The following is a 19,772-nucleotide window of genomic DNA, read 5'->3' as shown; positions in this document are numbered from 1 at the left end:
TACCACTAATAAACAGCAAGTATCAAAACTTGATGTTCAATATTTAAACTACAACTATTACTATGGCTTCCAACCTTAAGAACATTTCCTTTGAGGAAATGCAATCTACACTCGTTCAACTATTTCTAAAATACGGATTCACCCAAGAAAAGGCAGAATTGTTAGCGCTCACTTATACTGAAAGCACTCTGGACGGCGTAAATTCACACGGTATTAATCGCGTTCCCTTATTTATATCTTACATAGAACAAGGATATATTCAAATTAATGCCGAAGCCGAAAAGGCCGAAGGAATGGGCAGTATGGAGCGATGGGATGGTAATTTAGGGCCTGGGATTATCAACGCCACCAAATGTACAGATCGGGCTATATCCCTTGCCAAAGAACACGGTATGGGCATGGTAGCGTTACGCAATACGAACCATTGGATGCGTGGTGGCACCTATGGCAGACGTGCGGCGGAACAAGGCTGTATTGCCATTATGTTTACCAACACCCAACCTAATATGCCACCATGGGGCGGTAAGGACAGTAGGTTGGGAAATAACCCATTTATCGTTTCCATTCCAAGAAAAAAGGGACATGTAGTTCTGGATATGGCCATTTCGCAGTTTGCGTTCGGAAAAATAAACGACTATAAATTAAAGGGACAACAACTACCTTTTCCAGGAGGTTGGGATGATGAGGACCAGCTTTCTACAGATCCCGAAAAAATTCTAGTAAAGGAACGAGGTCTTCCTATTGGCTATTGGAAGGGGTCCGCCCTATCCATGATATTAGATATGTTGGTCACCTTGTTATCGGCAGGAAATTCAACCTCCAAAATAGCGGGCAAGGAGAAGGAGATTGCTATATCACAGGTGTTCCTCTGCATTTCCCAGGATTATTTCAAAGACACGGACGTACAGGAAAGACTACTTCAGGAAATTATTGATTTCACCCATAGCTCTACTCCTATGAAAGAAGGACAAAACATTTATTATCCGGGAGAAAGAACATTGGAAAACAGGGCGAAAAATCAGAAGAATGGAATGCCCGTTAGTATTGAAGTCTGGGAAAAGGTGTTAGAATTGGCATCCTAACTTTTTGGGACGTTATTTCTTGAATTAATGTCTCTCTTAAAGCCTCATACATTAACGAAATTCAAAAATCATGAAAATTAAATTTTTACTGATAGGTTTGATCAGCGGCTTGGTGTTTCATTCTTGTAAAGAGACCAAAACGGAAAAAACCCCAACGGAAGATTTTATAGTTACGGATTCCGTAACCCAACGTATTGACGCTACCCTAAAGAGCTTTGTTGATTCAGGAAATATTGCCGGGGTGTCCGCTCTAATTTTTGAAAAGGACAAAGAAGTGTACTTTAATGCTTTTGGGCATGCCAACATTGCCGAGAACCAACCAATGAAACGGTCGACCATCGTTCAAATCTATTCCATGACAAAACCGGTAACTGGCACCGCTTTGATGACCCTTTATGAAGACGGAAAATTTGATTTGGATGATCCGTTGGAAAAATACGCTCCCGAATTTGCCCATATGAAGGTTTATGTTGGGGAAGACGCATCTGCAAAGCCCATTTTAGAAGACGCCAACCGCCCAATAACAATCCGAGATATTACAAGGCATACCGCTGGTTTTGCCGGCACCGGTAATAGCCTATTAGGTAAAATGGTCGCTGAAGCAGATGCACTTAACAGAAATAATACCCTTACCCAAATGGCCGAAAAAATGGGGAAGTTGCCACTGCAATTTCATCCAGGGGAAGAATGGCTTTATGGCCCTTGCGTAGATGTGCAGGCATTTTTGGTAGAACGTATTTCCGGCTTACCCTATCAACAATATGTACGAGAACACGTACTTGACAAACTTGGAATGAGCGAAACCCGATACTTCATTCCTGAAGGTGACAGGGACCGATTTGCTTCCCTCTACAGAAGAAAGGGAGAAGGTGAGCTGGAAAGGGATACCGTCACTTACAGCAACTATCTTGAAAAATGGCCATTAATCCGCGGAGGTTCCGGACTTACTTCTACTTTGGACGATTATATGAAATTTGCCCGAATGCTGGTTCATGAGGGCTCTTTGGATTCGGTACAAATTCTCCAACCTGAGACAGTGAAGTTAATGGCCACCAACCAATTGGCAGATAGCGTTACAGAAAGACATTTTCTACCCAGTAAGGGTCAAGTGGGATTTGGTATCGACTTTGCCGTGAGAACGGCAAAACCCGTCAATGCGGAAGAAAATAATGGCGTAGTGGGTGAATTTTTCTGGGACGGTGCCGCCAGTACCTTGTTCTGGGTAGATCCGGTAAACGACCTAACGGCCGTGCTCTTTGTGCAATTGTTTCCCTATGACGGAATAGGGCTTCATAAAGGTTTTAGAGATGCTGTATACGGACCAATTTCAGCCAACAATTAAGTATCTTTGAAGCAACTAAATAACAATTGGAATACAGTATGACTTTCTATCGTAAACTAACTTCTCTCCTTTTTTTACTTATTACCACCATCTCCTGCGGACAAGAAATTGATGCAGATTATTTTAAAGACCATTATGATGTTCAGGAATATAGAATTCCTATGCGAGATGGTATAGAGCTGTTTACCATTGTCTACACTCCAAAAGACTCGTCTCAAGAATACCCCATTTTAATGAACCGTACCTGCTATAATGCTTCCAGCCATGCCAATTTCCAATATGGTGGCTACCCTTCTAAATATTTGGTGGAAGACGGCTACATCTTTGTTTTCCAAGATGTGAGGGGTAGGTATATGTCCGGAGGTACATTTGATAACATGCGGCCTAATATACCTGGAAACAAACGCCGGAACAAAAAAGATATTGATGAAAGTAGCGACACCTATGACACCATAGATTGGCTTCTAAAGAATGTGAAAGGCAATAACGGCAAAGTAGGTATGTACGGTATTTCGTATCCTGGGCATTATACGGCCGCAGGTATGATAGATGCCCATCCAGCCCTAAAAGCCTCCTCGCCACAAGCGCCTATTGCCGATTTTTTCTTTGATGATTTTCACCATCAAGGGGCTTATTTGGAGAGTTACACCGCTGCATTTGCGGTATTTGGATACCAAAAAGACAGCCTAACCAGAAAACCTTGGTATCAAGATAAATTAATGCGTTTGTACGGTAATCCAGCTTCAGATGCGTACGACTTTTTCTTGGATTTAGGTCCTTTAAAGAATATTACCGAAAAATACCATGGAGATAATTTTTTCTGGAAGCAGATAATAGAACACCCTAATTATGACGAATTCTGGCAGAAAAGAAACATTCTGCCCCATCTAAAAGATATTGACCATGCAGTCATGACCGTAGGTGGTTGGTTCGATGCCGAAGATTTATACGGCCCTTTAAACATTTACAAAACGGTGGAAGCAACAAGCCCAAAAGCTAAGAACACCATTGTTATGGGACCTTGGGACCACGGTGGATGGGCCCGTGAGAAAGGAAAAACCATTCACAACCATATTTATTTTGGAGACAGTATTTCTACTTTCTTCCTGAAGGATATAGAACGAAACTTTTTTGCCCATCACCTAAAGAGCAAGAATATTTATCAACTACCGGAAGCCTATATGTTTGACACAGGTTCCAAAGAATGGCAGAAATTTGAGGAGTGGCCACCAAGAGATATAAAGCCTTTAAGCCTTCACTTTAAAGAAAATGGGGAATTGACCATTAATGAAAAAGCAAGTGCCGATGCTGTATTTGAATATACCAGTGATCCAAACAAACCAGTCCCTTATCGTTCGGAAACAGAAGGCCTTACATTCACTCCAAGAAAGTACATGTCTGATGACCAAAGGCATGCTTCTAGAAGAACCGATGTTCTCACTTTTGAAACGGAACCATTGATGAGCCCAAAGACGGTAGCAGGTGAAATCTTGGCCAAGTTAAAAGTGGCCATGACCGGTACCGACGCAGATTTTGTAGTAAAACTGATAGACGTGTACCCTGCGGATCATGAAAATTATGATCACAATCCAGAAAATATAGTCATGGGTGGCTACCAGCAATTGGTACGGGGCGAAGTTTTTAGGGGAAGGTTCAGAAACAGTTTTGAAAATCCGGAACCTTTCGTACCCGGAGAGGTTTCCGATGTAAATTTTAGACTTCAGGATGTACTTCACACCTTTAAAAAGGGGCACAAAATAATGATTCAGATTCACAGTACGTGGTTTCCGTACATCGACAGAAACCCTCAAAAATATGTGGACAATATCTATAAGGCCAACGAAGAAGACTTTATTAAATCTACCATCAAATTGTATGGTTCTTCATCCATAGAAGTGGGTGGAACGCAAGATTCAGGAGCTCCCGACCCGTTCAGCCTTCAAATTACCAATTTTAAGGATTAAACCACGGTAATTTACATCGTTACAGGTGCGATATCGACATGAAAAAACTTTTTCTCTTACTTATCATGCTCCAAGGCCTTGGACTTGTGGCACAACAGACTATTTCGGGAACCTTTACTCCCGCTGAAGATTATAAATTTTTACTAATCTATCAATTGCAAAGCGGAAGCAAAAATTATATCACCAATGCTTCTATTACCAATGGAACTTTCAGTCTTTCCCTCCCTGAAAATTCCCAACCAGGGATGTATCGCTTGGTATACGCTATTCCCCAAGATGAATTTTACATTGATGTCATTTACAATGGCAAAGAAGATGTGAATTTCACTTTTAACAGTGGTACAGGCGTTTCCTTCTCCAATTCCCAAGAGAACATTATTATGAACTCCTATTTCCAGACCATGAGCGAATTGGTCGGAAAATTATTGAACTATTATATTGAAAGAAAAACAGATGCTAGCGAATTTGCTAAACATACCAAAGAGCTAAGGGAAGTACAAAACACCTATGAAGAACGATCTAAAGGTTTGCTTGTTCACCATTTTATAGCGGCCAACCGCCCGTATATTCCCAGTAAAAACGAAACGGTAGAGCAATATGTTGCTAATAAAAAAGAGCACTATTTTGACCATCTTACGCTTGACAATAAGATACTACAGTCTTCGGATTTCCTCGTTTCCAAGCTCAGCAATTATGTTTTTACGGCACTTCCATTGAAGCAAATGACTAGTGCTGAACGACAAACTGCCATTGAAGAAAACATTAAGACAGTTCACCAAAAAATAAAAAACGTACCCGAATCCTTTCAGTTTGAGGTGTATTATAAAATTTGGAAAATGAGTAATGAAGGTGGAATGAACTCTACCGCTCAATTCGTATACAAAGATTACCTTGAAAAACTACCTATAGAAAGTCTGGATCCGGAAAAAGCGCGGCAATTGGTTCTAGAACAACGGTTAGGAATAGGGGCTATAGCTCCAGATATTGAATGGAACTCCGGCAACGCCCAAAAGAAATTGAGTAGTCTTAACAGTGCGGAAACCTATATTTTGGCGTTTTGGAGCAGTACCTGTGGGCATTGCCTACAAGAATTACCCCGACTTCATCAGACCCTAAAAGACTATGGCAAGGTAAAGGTAATTGCTGTTGGGCTGGAAGAAGACAAAACTACTTGGAAAACCGAATCTGATAAATTACCGGACTTTGAACATGCCATTGCTTTGGGCAAATGGGATAGCGAATACGCGGAAACCTATGCCATAGAAAAAACACCTACCTATTTTGTATTGGATTCCGAAAAGCGAATCATTTTCAAGCCAGAAGACCTAAAGGAATTAATAAAATCACTAAAGTAAATAAATAAGCTCCTACAAGGTTTTTAGGTCTTTGATGGTCTTAAAGGCCACATCAACCTGTTCATCATCTACTAAAATGGTAAATTCATTGGTTGTGGAAATAACTTCATAAAGAACAATGCCTTCCCACGCCAAACGTTGGAAGATGAAATAATAGATTCCAGGAACGCTAACGTTTTCGGCAGGTAATTTGACGGTGATGGAAGATAGGTTTTCGGCCTTTTGAGAACATTTCTCCTCTTTAAAAAGCTCTTCCACCGTTTGGTCCAAACTATTGCTCACCACAATGTTCAATTCATTTACCCCGCGGGAAGAAGTATAAAATACATCTTTGTTCTTATTGACCTCTTCCAAAAGTTGAGCTTGCACTTCAAGAATGGATTCGGAAATAAAAAAGGTAAAATCGGTCAATGAAGAACGCACCGTAATTTCGCCAATATTCTTTAAGACCTTTATAATTTTATGAGTTGCCCTAAATTCCAGGTCATCGGACAGTCTTTTAAGTGCCATAACTATAGCACCATTTCTAATATCTTTTCCTAACTCCTCTTCAATTTCCGGCTTTACAATTCTAGACAAAGAGGTTAAATTGATTATTCCCTGTGCCAATGCGCTTTGAAGAAAAGGCTTCTTTTTAATGTACTGCTCTACTACGGATGAAATAGTTTTCATGGACTTATTGTTGGTTGCACCGCAAAAATAACACATTGTTATAAATAAAACAAATTGTGTAAATACTAAAAATCGAAAAATATAAGAACAGACTACTTTTCTCTCAAAAATGATAGAAAGCACTTTCCAAATGCTCTATTTTAAACATCTTATTATTTTTTAGAATGGTAATTACATCAAACCTTACCTCCACATCCAGTTCATTTTCTGTGACATAATTGTCTGCAGCGGCCACCAACAATTTAATTTTCTTGGGAGTGATGGTTTCGGCTATGGGTATTATTTGGTCGTTACTCCGTGCCCTAACCTCAACAATACCTAAAACACCATCCTTTTGGGCAATAATGTCTATTTCAGCCTTTAGATACCTGTAATTTTTCTCCCTTATCTCATATCCTTTAGCAATTAAATGGTCTACTGCTAGTTTTTCTCCTTCCTTTCCAAATTCATTATGCTTTCCCATTTCTCATTGATTTGTGGTTAAAAAAAGAGGTAGTTCATCGAAAACTTGGGTCCCTTAACACCTAAAATTGCATACCTACCCGTAAATCTATACGTCATACATCGAAAATACTGCAAACCCCATACTATCCAAAACGCTTGTTCGTTAAGAATTGACCCCAAACACATAAACGGTTCTTAAAGCCTACAAAAATTATGGAATACTTTATCAACTGTAATACGGGATCCCTAGCACCGTATAACACACCTTTGGACCGGTCCAAAGCTGCACATCTTTACAGACGTCTGGGGTTTAGCGCTTCTGCTGCGACTATCGATCAAGCAGAAGGACAAAATGCCGGCACTTTGGTAGACAATTTGATCAACCAAGCCATCAACCAAGCTCCCATTGCGGCTCCTACTTGGGCCAACTGGAACAACAGTAATTATCCCGAAGACGATCAACAGAGAGATGCCATGGTAAGGCAGCAAAAAGGAGAATTTAGCCTCGCCTATGCCAATCAAATGTTGGACAATAATCTTAGGGACAGACTTAGTTTCTTTTGGAGCAACCATTTTGTAACGCAACTGGAAGTATACAACTGTAATAGCTTTTTATACCATTATATTGATTGCTTACAAAGAAATTCCCTAGGTAACTTCAAAACTTTCGTTAGTGAAATTGGCCTCACTAGTGCCATGCTATATTACCTAGATGGTGTTTATAACAACGGAAACAATCCCAACGAAAACTACGCCCGTGAACTTTACGAATTGTTCACCCTAGGCGAGGGAATAGGTTATACGGAACAAGATATCATTGAAACAGCAAAGGCTTTAACAGGATATGTTGAAAGAGGAGAATTAGGTTGTGAACAGGTAACTTTTAGGGCAGATAGGCATGATGAAGGCTCTAAGACCATCCTGGGGCAGACCGGAAATTGGGGGTATGATGATGTCATAGATATCTTATTTGAGCAACGGCCCAATGAAATTGCCGATTTTATATGCCGAAAGCTTTACGAGTTTTTTGTGCACCCAGATTCAAAAGATGCCGCTGGCAATGCCCAAACAATAATAGACGGCATGGCCACTACTTTTTTATCCAACAACTTTGAAATAGCCCCCGTACTATCCCAATTATTTAAAAGTCAACATTTCTTTGATGAAGAAGCAATTGGTGTCATAATCAAAAGTCCGTACGACCTTTATTTTAATTTACTAAAAGAGTCAAGTTTTAATAGAACGGACACCACCGTTGAAACCGTTATCAATTACAGTGGTTTACTAAGTCAAGTCATGTTCAATCCTTTTGATGTGAACGGATGGCAAAGAGACCGTACCTGGATCAATACCAATTTCATGATTGGTAGATGGTTGACCATTGAGAGCATGCTTGAAGAGTTTTTTGATGAAGACCCTGAACAATTTAGGAACCTTGGTCTCTCCTTGACCGGCATGGATGGCATGACCAGTAACAACCCAGATATCATTGCACGGGCCATAATCGATTTTATTTTGCCCAAAGGTCTTCTTAATGAATCTGAATACGATAAAGCCTACACCGTTTTTAGAAGCGATGTTCAAGAACAATACTATGAAGGTGGTTCCACCCCCACGTGGACCCTACAAACCTCTATGGAGGGGCCATCCCAAGTTTACTTGCTGCTACAATACCTAGGGAGACAACCTGAATTTCAACTTAAATAACCTACAGCTATGTGCGACAATCATCATAATTCCCCATACAAAGGTCTTCAGCATGAGGGCCACGACCAAGAACACAAAACTTGGAGCAGACGTTCGTTTTTGCAAGCCTTAGGAATTGCCGGTTCAGGCTCTATGATGCTTGGTTCCAATTTTTTAACGGCATCGGCACCATCACCTTTAACCTCGGCTATTTCAGCCGCCGAAACGGATAACATTTTAATCCTCATTCGCTTGGCAGGCGGCAATGATGGATTAAGTACGGTCATACCCATAGAACAGTATGACCAATATGCCAATGCCAGGCCCAATATCTATATTCCGGAAAGTAAGGTTTTAAAACTTACGGATGAATTTGGTGTACCCTCCTATATGAAATCCATAGAAGCCATGTGGGATACCGGACAATTTAAAGCGGTTCACGGCGTAGGATATGAAGGTCAAAGCCTTTCCCATTTTACGGGGTCCGATATTTTTGCCAATACGGATTTAGCAACAACGGGTTTTAAAGGATTGAATACCGGTTGGATGGGAAGACATTTTGAAAACACATATCCAGACTATCTCATTTCTCCGCCTCCAGCGCCGGCGGCCATTCAAATAGGTCAGTTTGGAAGCTTGGTTTTTCAAGGAGAAGAAACCAATTATGCCTTTGTAACCTCCAATGTTCAACAATTGGAAGAAATTGCAGAATCCGGTGTAAGATATGGTCTAGATGATACTTTGTTCAATGATTGTATGTACGGTGACCAATTGAAATTTTTAAGAGGTGTAGCCAATACCACTTATGAATATTCTGGCATCATACATGATGCTTGGTCCCGAGGTCAGAACCAGGTAGAATATCAAGATAACGGATTTGCCCGACAATTGGCACTTTTGGCCCGTTTGATCAAAGGTAATTTGGGTACCAAGGTGTATATGATCTCTATGGGAGGTTTTGACACTCACGGCAATCAACCATTGGCGCATGAGCGACTTATGAGTAATTTATCCATCGCCATAAACAACTTTTACGAAGACCTTGGCTACACCCAACAGGATGATAAAGTATTAAGTATGACCTTTTCAGAATTTGGTAGACGTATTTTTGAAAACGGCTCCAATGGTACCGATCACGGGAAAGCGGCCCCTACCCTTTTCTTTGGCAAAGGTCTTGAAGGCAGTGCCTTTGTTGGGGAACACCCCACCTTGGAAAACCCGGATGGCCGAGGAAATTTGGAATACACCATGGATTTTAGGGACTTATATGCCACCGTATTGGCAGAATGGCTCTGTGTACCTATTCCACTGGTAGAACAACACTTACTGGACCACCCCTACGCTCCAGTCAATTTAGGTTTTAATTGTAGTGGAACCGATTTTCCTGAAATTGCGTACAGTGATGGAGAGCCTACCATTCCTACCACTCCAGACAGCCAAGCGGAAAGTCCCGTAGTACCAAGTAGTGCAGAAATAAATGCTATTGTCCACAAACCGTTTTACCCAACGGATGACGCTCCACATATTTACATAGAAATGCCTGTAACAGCGCATATAGATATTCAGTTATTTAATATAGTAGGGCAAAGCGTGGGCACCGTTCGAAACACCATAATGTCCGCTGGGGCCAACGAAATAAATATAAAGGAAAGTATGCCCGGTCATTTGGCAGCAGGCAAATATATATACCGTATTCAAGTGCAGGACCATAAAATGAGTAAATCTATTATGGTAGCCTAAACGCTATCCCTTCATTCTATAAAACCCTCACACTGAACAATAGCGTGAGGGTTTTGCTTTTTTAAGATAACTTGTATCCCTCGATTCAAAAAACGTATTTTTGTGGCTTAATTTTATTTTGATGTCCGAAAACAATCATACTCCCAAACGATATACAATTACCGCAGCACTACCCTATACCAATGGACCCATTCATATTGGTCACTTGGCAGGCGTTTATGTACCTGCGGATATCTATGCTAGATACCTGAGATTAACAGGTAAAGAAGTGGCTTTCGTTTGTGGAAGCGATGAGCATGGGGTCGCTATTTCAATGAAGGCGAAAAAGGAAGGGGTAACACCCAAAGAGGTTATCGATATGTACCATGCCATCATTAAGAAGTCGTTTCAGGACTTCGGTATCACATTTGACAATTATTCTAGAACCTCTGCGGATATCCACCATGAGACGGCATCGGAATTTTTTAAAAAATTATATGAGCAAGGAGATTTCATAGAAGAAACCACGGCTCAATTATATGACGAGGAAGCCAAACAATTTTTGGCGGATCGTTTTGTTATTGGCACATGCCCCAAATGTGGTCATGAGGAAGCTTATGGGGACCAATGTGAAAATTGCGGTTCTTCCTTGAACGCTACGGATTTGATCAACCCGAAATCCACCATAACCGGAAGCACACCTACCACGAAAGAAACCAAACACTGGTTCTTGCCTTTGGACAGGTACGAAGGCTTTTTACGGGAATGGATCCTTGAAGGCCATAAAAATGATTGGAAGCCCAATGTGTACGGGCAATGTAAAAGCTGGATAGATGGCGGACTCGAGCCTAGAGCGGTTACCCGAGATTTGGATTGGGGTATTCCGGTGCCGGCAGAAGGCGGAGAAGGCAAGGTACTATACGTATGGTTCGATGCCCCAATTGGCTACATCTCCTCTACCAAAGAGTGGGCAAAAAGAGAAGGTAAGGATTGGGAGCCTTATTGGAAAGATAAAGACACCAAATTGGTGCATTTTATAGGAAAAGATAATATCGTTTTTCACTGCATCATATTTCCGGCCATTCTAAAATCACACGGAGGTTATATTCTTCCGGAAAACGTTCCGGCCAATGAGTTTTTGAATTTGGAAGGCAACAAACTCTCCACTTCCAAAAATTGGGCGGTGTGGCTGCATGAATATTTGGAAGAGTTTCCAGATATGCAAGATGTGTTACGTTATACCCTAACGGCCAATGCCCCGGAAACAAAGGACAATGATTTTACCTGGAAGGATTTTCAGGCCCGAAACAACAATGAACTGGTGGCCATCTTGGGCAATTTCATTAACCGAGTGGTGGTTCTTACCAATAAATATTATGAGGGAGTGGTTCCTGCACCGTCCAACTTTACGGAGGTGGACCAAGAAACTTTGGATGCCCTTAAAAAATACCCGGAAATTATTTCTAGTTCCTTGGAAAGATACCGTTTTAGGGAAGCCGCTCAAGAATTTATGAACCTTGCCCGTTTAGGAAATAAATACCTAGCAGATGAAGAACCTTGGAAAGTCATCAAACAGGATGAGGAAAGGGTAAAAACCATTATGTATGTGGCTTTACAGATAGCTACTGCACTTGCGGTTTTAAGCGAGCCATTTTTACCGTTCACTTCAAGTAAATTAAAGTCGATTTTAGCGGCATCCAATGAATTGGGATGGAACGATGTTTTAGAAAAAGAAACCCTATTGGCGGCCGATCATAAAATAAATCAATCTCAGCTGTTATTCCGAAAAATAGAGGACAGCGAAATTCAAAAAAAATTAGATAAATTGGAAGCTACCAAAAAAGCGAACGAGAACGAAAAGAAGGCGGTCACACCTCAAAAAGAGACCATCACCTTTGATGATTTTACGAAATTGGATATGCGCGTGGGTACCATTCTCGAGGCAGAAAAAATGCCCAAGACCAAAAAACTTTTGGTCTTGAAGGTAGATACGGGCATTGACACCAGAACCATTGTTTCCGGTATCTCGGAAAGCTTTAAACCAGAAGATATTATCGGTAAAAAAGTAACGGTTTTAGTCAACTTGGCACCGCGACCTTTACGTGGTGTAGAAAGTCAGGGCATGATTCTGATGACCGAAAGCAAAGAGGGTAAATTGGTTTTCGTCAACCCCGATGAAGAAGGTGTTGGTAACGGCGAAGGGATAAGTTAATTTTCCCTGTAAAGTGTCAGATTAAGGGTAATCGAGAAGTTAAAAGTGGCCATTAGCCATCTCTCTGGTCCATTTTTGAATAAATTAGGTCTCGACTGCGCTCGACCTGACAAACAAACTTGAATCGGCCTATAGAATTGTGATGTTCTTTTTCAAGGTTATAACTTATATTCTACTTTTAACAAATGCAACTCCTACCTTACCTACTAAAACATACCCAGCTTCCCGAAAAAGGTATCAAAAATACAGTATCCCTACTGGAAGAAGATTGCACCATCCCCTTTATCGCCCGTTACCGTAAAGAAAAGACCGGCAATTTAGATGAAGTACAGATTGGGCAAATTGTAGAGTTCAAAACGCAGTTTGAAAACCTTGAAAGGCGTAAGGAAACCATTCTAAAAGCCATTGAGGAGCAAGGCTCTCTTACCGATGAGCTCATGAACAAAATTTCCCAAACCGAAGATTTGGTGAGCTTGGAAGACCTTTACCTTCCTTTTAAGAAAAAGAGAAAAACCAAAGCCGAAACAGCTCGTAAAAACGGTTTGGAGCCCTTGGCAAAAATCATCATGGCCCAAAACCATAGGGATATTGAATCGGCCGCCCAGCAGTATATTAATTCTGAAGTTCCTGATACGGATGCCGCCTTGGAGGGAGCGCGACACATCATTGCCGAATGGCTTAATGAGCGAATCTCTATTAGAAACCTCATCCGTTCACAATTGGAAAGGTCGGCCATGCTGACAACAAAGGAGGTTTCTACCAAAAAAGAGGAAGAAGGTGCCCAAAAATTCAGGGACTATTTTGATTGGAGCGAATCGCTCAACCGTTGCCCTTCGCATCGGTTATTGGCGATTCTTAGAGCTGAAAACGAAGGTTTTATAAGAGTGAAATTAGAATTGGATACTGATTTTATCCTTTCTAAAATCGAGCAACGTACCATTAAACCGAACAATTCATGTACGTCACACATTCAAATAGCCATTGAAGATGCCTATAAACGGTTGCTATTCCCTTCCCTATCTAACGAACTTCTAAAAAAGGCGAAAGAGAAGGCCGATGATGATGCCATTAAAGTATTCGCCAAGAACTTACAACAATTGCTGCTAGGTTCACCGGTAGGGGAAAAACGAATTTTGGCCATTGACCCCGGTTTTAGAACGGGTTGTAAGGTGGTCTGTTTGAGTGCCACCGGGGATTTGGAGCACAATGAAACCATTTTTCCACATGCACCGCAAAATGATACCAAAGGTGCCCTGAAAAAACTGAGTACATTAGCAGACGCCTACAAAATTGAGGCTATTGCCATTGGTAATGGTACGGCTTCCCGCGAAACGGAGCGTTTGGTAAAGAGGGTACATTTTAAAAATCCGGTTGAAGTTTATGTGGTAAGCGAGGCCGGTGCCTCTATTTATTCCGCCTCGAAAATTGCAAGAGAAGAATTCCCGAACTACGATGTTACCGTACGCGGTGCGGTCTCAATAGGCAGAAGATTGGCAGACCCGCTGGCCGAGTTGGTGAAAATAGACCCTAAATCTATCGGTGTGGGGCAATACCAGCATGATGTGGACCAAAGTAAATTACAGACTTCATTGGACAGAACCGTAGAAAGTTGTGTGAATTCCGTTGGCGTAAACATCAATACTGCCAGTGTTCCGCTTTTAAGTTATGTTTCAGGAATTGGCCCCAAGCTGGCCGAGAACATCGTGGCTCATCGTAACGAAAACGGCCCATTCAGCAAACGTTCCGACATAAAAAAAGTGGCTCGATTAGGAGAAAAGGCCTTTGAACAGGGCGCCGCTTTCCTTCGAATAAAAAATGCCAAAAATCCCTTGGATGACTCTGCCGTTCACCCAGAAAGTTACGGTATTGTAGAGCAGATGGCCAAGGATAAAAAGATGCCATTATCCGAAATCATCGGGAACAAGGAAGTTTTGAAGAGTATCCCTCTCGAAAACTACTGCACCGATGAAATCGGTCTACCTACCCTTCAAGATATTATAAAGGAACTGGAAAAACCCGGGTTGGACCTTAGGGAAAAAGCGAAGGTTTTTACTTTTGACCAGAACATCAAAACCATTGATGACCTGCGCGAAGGTCAATTGCTGCCCGGTATCGTCAATAATATCACCAATTTTGGGTGTTTTGTGGATATTGGCATCAAAGAAAGTGGGCTTATTCATGTATCTAATCTTGCCGATGCCTTTGTCAAAGATGTGAACGAACATGTGCATTTGCACCAACAGATCATCGTAAAAGTGTTGCAAGTAGATATTCCCAGAAAACGGATTCAGTTAAAACTACATAAAGGCGATTTATAGCCATGCTAAAAATAGCCTATCACCCTATTTATAATCACCCATTACCGGAAGGTCATCGATTTCCCATGATCAAGTACGAATTGCTTCCCAAGCAACTGTTACATGAAGGCACCTGTACCCAAGAAAACTTCTTTGAACCCGTCATACCCAATGATAAATACCTAGTGGCCGTTCACGATCCAGAATATTATTACGATTTATTGAACATCAAAATTCCCCCTCGCGAGGCTAGAAAAATTGGCTTTCCACTTAACGAAGCCCTCGTAGAACGGGAACGTATTATTTCAGATGGCACCATGAAAGCTTGTGAATATGCATTAGAATATGGGGTTTCAATGAATATAGCAGGTGGTACCCATCACGCTTATAGCAACCGAGGCGAAGCTTTTTGCATGCTGAACGACCAGGCCATTGGGGCACGTTACTTACAAAGCAAAGGGTTTGCAGAAAAGATTTTGATAGTTGACCTAGACGTACATCAGGGAAACGGCACCGCGGAAATATTTCAAAACGACCCTTCCGTTTTTACGTTCTCCGTGCATGGCGAAGGCAACTATCCGTTTAAAAAGGAAAAATCTGATCTTGACATCCCTTTAAAAAAAGGCACCGGAGACGAAGAATATCTAGAGATTTTGCAAACGACATTGCCACAACTAATTGATAAGGTTCGACCTGATTTTATTTTTTTCCTTTCCGGAGTAGATATTTTGGCATCCGACAAGCTAGGCACACTTGGCCTCACGCTGGAAGGTTGTAAAAAAAGGGATGCTTTTGTTCTTGCCACTTGCCTCAAGCGCAAAATTCCTGTACAATGCAGTATGGGCGGCGGCTATTCCCCTGATATAAAAATCATCGTAGAGGCACATGCCAATACTTTTAGGTTGGCCCAAGATCTTTTCTTTTAGCTAAATATAAAATCACGACTCTGTGATATCATTTTTTTGTAATTTGAAGGATTCAACTTCAATGATTTTACTATGAAACACTTACCTCTTCTTGTCCTTAGTTTTTCGTTAACAATAACAGCTTGCAAGCAAAAACCTACCACAATTGCCCCAGAAGAAAAATCAGCCGAAAACAGCGACATACCAAAAATCAAAGTAATCTTTGATACCGATGCCAATAATGAACTTGATGACCAACATGCTTTGGCTTATATGTTTTTAAATGGGGATGTTTTTGATGTAAAAGGAATAACGGTCAACGCCACCTACAACGGCAAAAAAATACAAAGCCATTATGATGAAGCGGAACGAATCATGCAGCTCTGTAATATTAAGGGCAAACTACCTCTTTTAAAAGGAGCGGATGCCAATTTCAAGGAAATTTCCGCTGATTTTGATTCTACTAATTTTGACGGAAAAGAAGGGGTTGACTTTCTACTGGAAGAAACCAAAGATGAAAACACCATTATCGTAGCAGTAGGCAAACTTACCAACATTGCCTTGGCACTAAAAAAAGACCCGTCATTTGCAAAACGCACTAAAATTGTTTGGCTGGGAAGCAATTATCCCGATCCGGGTGAGTATAATCAGGTAAACGATACTGTTTCCATGAATTACGTTCTTAACAGCAAGATTCCTTTTGAAATGGTTACGGTGCGGTACGGGAAGCCTTCTGGTACCGATGCCGTTGCCATTACCCAAGAGGAAATCAACAAAAAAATGCCCGGTTTGGGTCCGAAGGCAAGCACCCCTATTGTTGGCCGACACGGAGGTGAATTTCATACATTTGGCGACTACTCTATCAGTCTCTTTGAGCATATTTTTGATGAAGCCCATATTGGTAGCAATCCAAAAAAATCAAGGCCATTGTTCGATATGGTCGCCTTGGCCATTCTAAAAGAACCCAATTGGGGAACAACGAAAGAGATACCAGCTCCCATTCTAATAGACGGCAAATGGGTGGAGCGCCCTAATAATGAACGAAAAATTACGGTTTGGGAAAATTTTGAAAAGAAAGCAATTCTTGATGACTTTTTTCTCACTCTCAAGGATCCCGTGCTAGTAAAGCATTAAAATTGAATTGAATGGGTTATTTTTTATTTGCAAGTCACTCGTACCGGAATAAGCAAACACTGTATTTTTGCAATCTATGAAAAAGATTTTGTTCGTTCTGGCCTTTTTAGCTTTTAGTAACTCCTTTTCCCAAGATAGCATTATGGTACCTAGCGAAAAACGCTGGGACATGTTTAAATATGACTTTGTAAATATGTTCAAGGGTGTGGGCTACTCCTACGCCAGACCTTTCCATTGGCAAGGCAAACAATGGGCGCAATTTGGAGGTGTAGTAGCGGGGACGGCTGCCGTTTATTTAATTGATGACGACACTTCTCGCTTTATTCGCCTTCAAAAGGAAGGAGTACCGGAGGTCATTCGTTCGTATGGTACTTTTTACGGTAGTCCGGAAAACAATTACTTGGTCACCTCAGGGGTATACCTTACAGGTTTAATTGCCAAAAATAAAAAATTACGAAGAACCGGAGTGCTTTTGATTGCTTCGGCCACTTCAGCTGGCTTTTTACAACAGGTATTAAAATCAGCAGTTGGCAGGGCAAGACCCGTTGCCATGCTTGGTAAAGACACTTTTGACCCTTTTAATTCAAGCCGTAATTTCCATTCTTTTCCTTCTGGACATGCATTGTTGGCCTTTACCAATGCGTATGCCATCGGGAAACAATTTAAAAGTCCGTGGGCAAAAGCTGGTATTTATACCGTTGGAGCCATACCCGGACTTTCACGAATATGGGACGGACAACATTGGTTGAGCGACTTCGTTTTTGCCATTGCCATTAGTGTCGCAACAGTAGAGTCGATTGACAAATATCTCGATAGAAAGTACAACGAAAAATACAACAACCAAGACAAGAGAACCAGTTGGAACCTCAACTTTGGTCCCGGCACCTTGGGAGTGACCGTGAATTTTTAATATGTCGCCAACCTGATTATTTCATGCTAGAATAACCTATTTTTAGGTAAATTTCCAACATGAAAAAATTAACCACCCTATTACTTTCTCTTTTTTGTTTTGTTTCCATTGGTCAAACCCCGTCCGTTAAAAAATCGGCACCCCTTCAATCAGCCACATCTTCGGAAGTGGGTATGTCTCAAGAAAGGCTAAACAAAATTGCCAACATGTTGGAACAGGCCGTTGACGAAAAACAGATTCCTGGCGTTGTTGCCCTCATTGCCAAAGACGGTAAAATCGTTTTTCATGAAGCTTTTGGTATGGCAGACAACAGGTCTAAGAAAGCAATGGAGAAAAATACCATTTTTCGAATTGCCTCGCAGACCAAGGCCATAACTTCTACAGCGGTGATGATGCTCTGGGAAGAAGGTAAATTTAAATTGGATGACCCTATCTCAAAATACATTCCCGAATTCAAAGACCCGCAAATCTTAGATTCTTATAGCATTCTAAATGATACCTACACAACCCGACCGGCCAAAAACGAAATTACCATCCGTCATTTATTAACGCACACTTCCGGTTTGGGGTACGGGGTTATCGATGGTGATGAACGCTTCAAGAAAATCTATAAAAAAGCCGGTATTACAGACCTTTTCACCACAGAAGATATTTCAATTGAAAGCAGCGTGAAAAAATTAGCCCAACTACCGCTTCATCATAATCCTGGAGACGCTTATTATTATAGCGAAGGCCTTGATGTTTTGGGATATTTTATCGAGGTCATATCAGGGATTACTTTCGATGAGTTTTTGAGAACCCGAATTTTCGACCCTCTTGGGATGGATGACACCTATTTCTATTTACCCAAGGACAAACATGACAGACTCGTTACCGTACAGCAAATCAACAATGGAAAATGGGAGAAATACCCAACCACTTTCTATGATACCGATTACCCCAAGAAAGGAGCTCAAAAGTTCTTTTCCGGAGGAGCGGGATTATCAAGTACGGCCAAAGATTACGCTACTTTTCTACAGATGTACCTTAACGGTGGCGAATTGAACGGTACCAGAATTCTTAGCAGAACAACTATTGAAAGTATGATGCAGAACCAATCTAAAGATTTTTTTGGTGATGGCACCAGGCATTACGGCCTTGCTTTTGGCGTAGTAACACCAAAAGGTGTAGCTGCTGGCGGCTGGGGAAGTAACGGAACTTTTGACTGGGGAGGGTACTTCAACACCCAATACTTTGCGGACCCCGAAGAGCAGGTAATCGGTATTCTAATGAAACAGACCCAAGGCGAAGTTAGTGACGAAACCAGATGGAAATTTCGTCAAATGGTTTTTGCCGCCATTGACGATTAACAAGACTCCACGTTAACCTTTTGAGCCTTTTTCCATAAAAAGAAAACAACATACTCTATTATGAAAAATAGCATTACCATCCTACTATTTTGTATAGCTGCGTTCGGCTATTCGCAAAAAATGAAGATTCAAGAAGGAAATTTCGATTATTTACCGGGGCAAAATGAAATAAACGTCGAGTTTGTTTATGACGACATGAAACTGCTTAAAAAGAATATACCTCAAGAGCAGTACATTCAGGAACACTCGGCCGAATTAGAAGAGAAATCCCCAGGCAAAGGGGAAGCTTGGAAGAAAAAATGGGCCGCAGCCCCTGAACTTATTTGGCAGCCCAAATTTTTAGAGCTTATGAACAGATATTTCTACGATGACCACGGCATTGCCTTTAAAGAAAATGTACCCGAAGCCAAATACACCTTAATCGTTGAAACCGTTTGGGTCTACCCAGGTTGGGATGCCGGAGTTATGAAACAACCGGCAAAGGTGACCACGAACCTTAAATTTGTGGAAACTTCCAATAGAAATAACCTACTGGCAGAGGTGAGCAGCGAAAACGCCCCCGGTGACCAATGGGGCAGTAGTTTTAGCAATGAAGACCGCTTGGGTGAAGGATACGCCAAAACCGGCAAGTCTTTTGCCAGATTGATTCTCAAGAAAACGAAATCTTTTTAATCCGATAAACTATTTCGAGGTCGTTAAAG

The 19,772-nt window shown here is 41.3% G+C and carries 15 protein-coding genes; 13 read left to right on the top strand and 2 right to left on the bottom strand.

What is annotated here, in order from left to right; all coding sequences use genetic code 11:
* Nucleotides 1–62: 62 nt before the first annotated feature.
* From yiaK to BIZ36_RS12570, 4 genes are all read left to right on the top strand, one after another.
* Complete coding sequence (gene yiaK / locus BIZ36_RS12585; protein ID WP_187458266.1) at nt 63–1,082, top strand: 3-dehydro-L-gulonate 2-dehydrogenase; 1,020 nt, start codon at nt 63–65, stop codon at nt 1,080–1,082.
* A gap of 70 nt (nt 1,083–1,152) precedes the next feature.
* Nucleotides 1,153–2,424 carry a serine hydrolase domain-containing protein gene (locus BIZ36_RS12580; protein ID WP_187458265.1) on the top strand — a complete coding sequence of 424 codons (1,272 nt, stop codon included), beginning with the start codon at nt 1,153–1,155 and terminating at the stop codon, nt 2,422–2,424.
* Nucleotides 2,425–2,462: 38 nt separating this feature from the next.
* Nucleotides 2,463–4,388 (top strand): CocE/NonD family hydrolase, encoded by a 1,926-nt coding sequence (locus BIZ36_RS12575; protein ID WP_187458264.1) that lies wholly within the window; start codon nt 2,463–2,465, stop codon nt 4,386–4,388.
* A 38-nt stretch (nt 4,389–4,426) separates the two neighbouring features.
* Complete coding sequence (locus BIZ36_RS12570; protein ID WP_187458263.1) at nt 4,427–5,743, top strand: TlpA disulfide reductase family protein; 1,317 nt, start codon at nt 4,427–4,429, stop codon at nt 5,741–5,743.
* Nucleotides 5,744–5,755: 12 nt separating this feature from the next.
* Here the strand turns inward: BIZ36_RS12570 and BIZ36_RS12565 are convergent, their stop codons facing one another.
* Together BIZ36_RS12565 and BIZ36_RS12560 are read right to left on the bottom strand one after the other, a co-directional pair.
* Nucleotides 5,756–6,415, bottom strand: coding sequence for an aspartate kinase (locus BIZ36_RS12565; RefSeq protein ID WP_187458262.1), 660 nt, complete (start codon nt 6,413–6,415; stop codon nt 5,756–5,758).
* Nucleotides 6,416–6,518: 103 nt separating this feature from the next.
* A complete protein-coding gene (locus BIZ36_RS12560) occupies nt 6,519–6,878 on the bottom strand; it encodes a YraN family protein (protein ID WP_187458261.1) in 360 nt (119 codons plus the stop codon).
* Nucleotides 6,879–7,072: 194 nt separating this feature from the next.
* Between BIZ36_RS12560 and BIZ36_RS12555 the strand changes: the two genes are divergently transcribed.
* The 9 genes from BIZ36_RS12555 to BIZ36_RS12515 all read left to right on the top strand — a co-directional run bounded on the left by BIZ36_RS12555 (nt 7,073) and on the right by BIZ36_RS12515 (nt 19,743).
* Nucleotides 7,073–8,566 carry a DUF1800 domain-containing protein gene (locus BIZ36_RS12555; protein ID WP_187458260.1) on the top strand — a complete coding sequence of 498 codons (1,494 nt, stop codon included), beginning with the start codon at nt 7,073–7,075 and terminating at the stop codon, nt 8,564–8,566.
* Between the two features lie 9 nt (nt 8,567–8,575).
* Complete coding sequence (locus BIZ36_RS12550) at nt 8,576–10,285, top strand: DUF1501 domain-containing protein (protein WP_187458259.1); 1,710 nt, start codon at nt 8,576–8,578, stop codon at nt 10,283–10,285.
* 121 nt (nt 10,286–10,406) lie between these two features.
* On the top strand, nt 10,407–12,476 hold the full coding sequence (metG, locus tag BIZ36_RS12545) for a methionine--tRNA ligase (protein ID WP_187458258.1): 2,070 nt from the start codon (nt 10,407–10,409) through the stop codon (nt 12,474–12,476).
* 185 nt (nt 12,477–12,661) lie between these two features.
* Complete coding sequence (locus tag BIZ36_RS12540; protein WP_187458257.1) at nt 12,662–14,794, top strand: Tex family protein; 2,133 nt, start codon at nt 12,662–12,664, stop codon at nt 14,792–14,794.
* Between the two features lie 2 nt (nt 14,795–14,796).
* A complete protein-coding gene (locus tag BIZ36_RS12535) occupies nt 14,797–15,699 on the top strand; it encodes a histone deacetylase family protein (protein ID WP_187458256.1) in 903 nt (300 codons plus the stop codon).
* 72 nt (nt 15,700–15,771) lie between these two features.
* Nucleotides 15,772–16,812, top strand: coding sequence for a nucleoside hydrolase (locus BIZ36_RS12530; protein WP_187458255.1), 1,041 nt, complete (start codon nt 15,772–15,774; stop codon nt 16,810–16,812).
* Between the two features lie 76 nt (nt 16,813–16,888).
* Nucleotides 16,889–17,722 carry a phosphatase PAP2 family protein gene (locus BIZ36_RS12525; protein ID WP_187458254.1) on the top strand — a complete coding sequence of 278 codons (834 nt, stop codon included), beginning with the start codon at nt 16,889–16,891 and terminating at the stop codon, nt 17,720–17,722.
* A gap of 59 nt (nt 17,723–17,781) precedes the next feature.
* Entirely contained in the window at nt 17,782–19,071 is a 1,290-nt protein-coding gene (locus tag BIZ36_RS12520; RefSeq protein ID WP_187458253.1) for a serine hydrolase domain-containing protein, read from the top strand.
* Nucleotides 19,072–19,131: 60 nt separating this feature from the next.
* On the top strand, nt 19,132–19,743 hold the full coding sequence (locus BIZ36_RS12515) for a hypothetical protein (protein ID WP_187458252.1): 612 nt from the start codon (nt 19,132–19,134) through the stop codon (nt 19,741–19,743).
* Nucleotides 19,744–19,772: the final 29 nt, after the last annotated feature.

The organism is Cytophaga sp. FL35, from assembly GCF_014349235.1.
Taxonomy (GTDB): Bacteria; Bacteroidota; Bacteroidia; order Flavobacteriales; family Flavobacteriaceae; genus Euzebyella.
Note: the sequence above shows the minus strand (reverse complement) of the source record. Positions and strands in the feature narration are given on the sequence as shown.

Excerpts from the sequence above, each read along its gene's own strand:
- BIZ36_RS12515 (WP_187458252.1), top strand. The coding sequence starts at position 19,132 with ATGAAAAATAGCATTACCATCCTACTATTTTGTATAGCTGCGTTCGGC.
- BIZ36_RS12565 (WP_187458262.1), bottom strand. The coding sequence starts at position 6,415 with ATGAAAACTATTTCATCCGTAGTAGAGCAGTACATTAAAAAGAAGCCT.
- BIZ36_RS12525 (WP_187458254.1), top strand. The coding sequence starts at position 16,889 with ATGAAAAAGATTTTGTTCGTTCTGGCCTTTTTAGCTTTTAGTAACTCC.
- BIZ36_RS12570 (WP_187458263.1), top strand. The coding sequence starts at position 4,427 with ATGAAAAAACTTTTTCTCTTACTTATCATGCTCCAAGGCCTTGGACTT.
- metG (WP_187458258.1), top strand. The coding sequence starts at position 10,407 with ATGTCCGAAAACAATCATACTCCCAAACGATATACAATTACCGCAGCA.
- yiaK (WP_187458266.1), top strand. The coding sequence starts at position 63 with ATGGCTTCCAACCTTAAGAACATTTCCTTTGAGGAAATGCAATCTACA.
- BIZ36_RS12580 (WP_187458265.1), top strand. The coding sequence starts at position 1,153 with ATGAAAATTAAATTTTTACTGATAGGTTTGATCAGCGGCTTGGTGTTT.
- BIZ36_RS12520 (WP_187458253.1), top strand. The coding sequence starts at position 17,782 with ATGAAAAAATTAACCACCCTATTACTTTCTCTTTTTTGTTTTGTTTCC.
- BIZ36_RS12555 (WP_187458260.1), top strand. The coding sequence starts at position 7,073 with ATGGAATACTTTATCAACTGTAATACGGGATCCCTAGCACCGTATAAC.
- BIZ36_RS12540 (WP_187458257.1), top strand. The coding sequence starts at position 12,662 with ATGCAACTCCTACCTTACCTACTAAAACATACCCAGCTTCCCGAAAAA.
- BIZ36_RS12550 (WP_187458259.1), top strand. The coding sequence starts at position 8,576 with ATGTGCGACAATCATCATAATTCCCCATACAAAGGTCTTCAGCATGAG.
- BIZ36_RS12560 (WP_187458261.1), bottom strand. The coding sequence starts at position 6,878 with ATGGGAAAGCATAATGAATTTGGAAAGGAAGGAGAAAAACTAGCAGTA.
- BIZ36_RS12530 (WP_187458255.1), top strand. The coding sequence starts at position 15,772 with ATGAAACACTTACCTCTTCTTGTCCTTAGTTTTTCGTTAACAATAACA.
- BIZ36_RS12535 (WP_187458256.1), top strand. The coding sequence starts at position 14,797 with ATGCTAAAAATAGCCTATCACCCTATTTATAATCACCCATTACCGGAA.
- BIZ36_RS12575 (WP_187458264.1), top strand. The coding sequence starts at position 2,463 with ATGACTTTCTATCGTAAACTAACTTCTCTCCTTTTTTTACTTATTACC.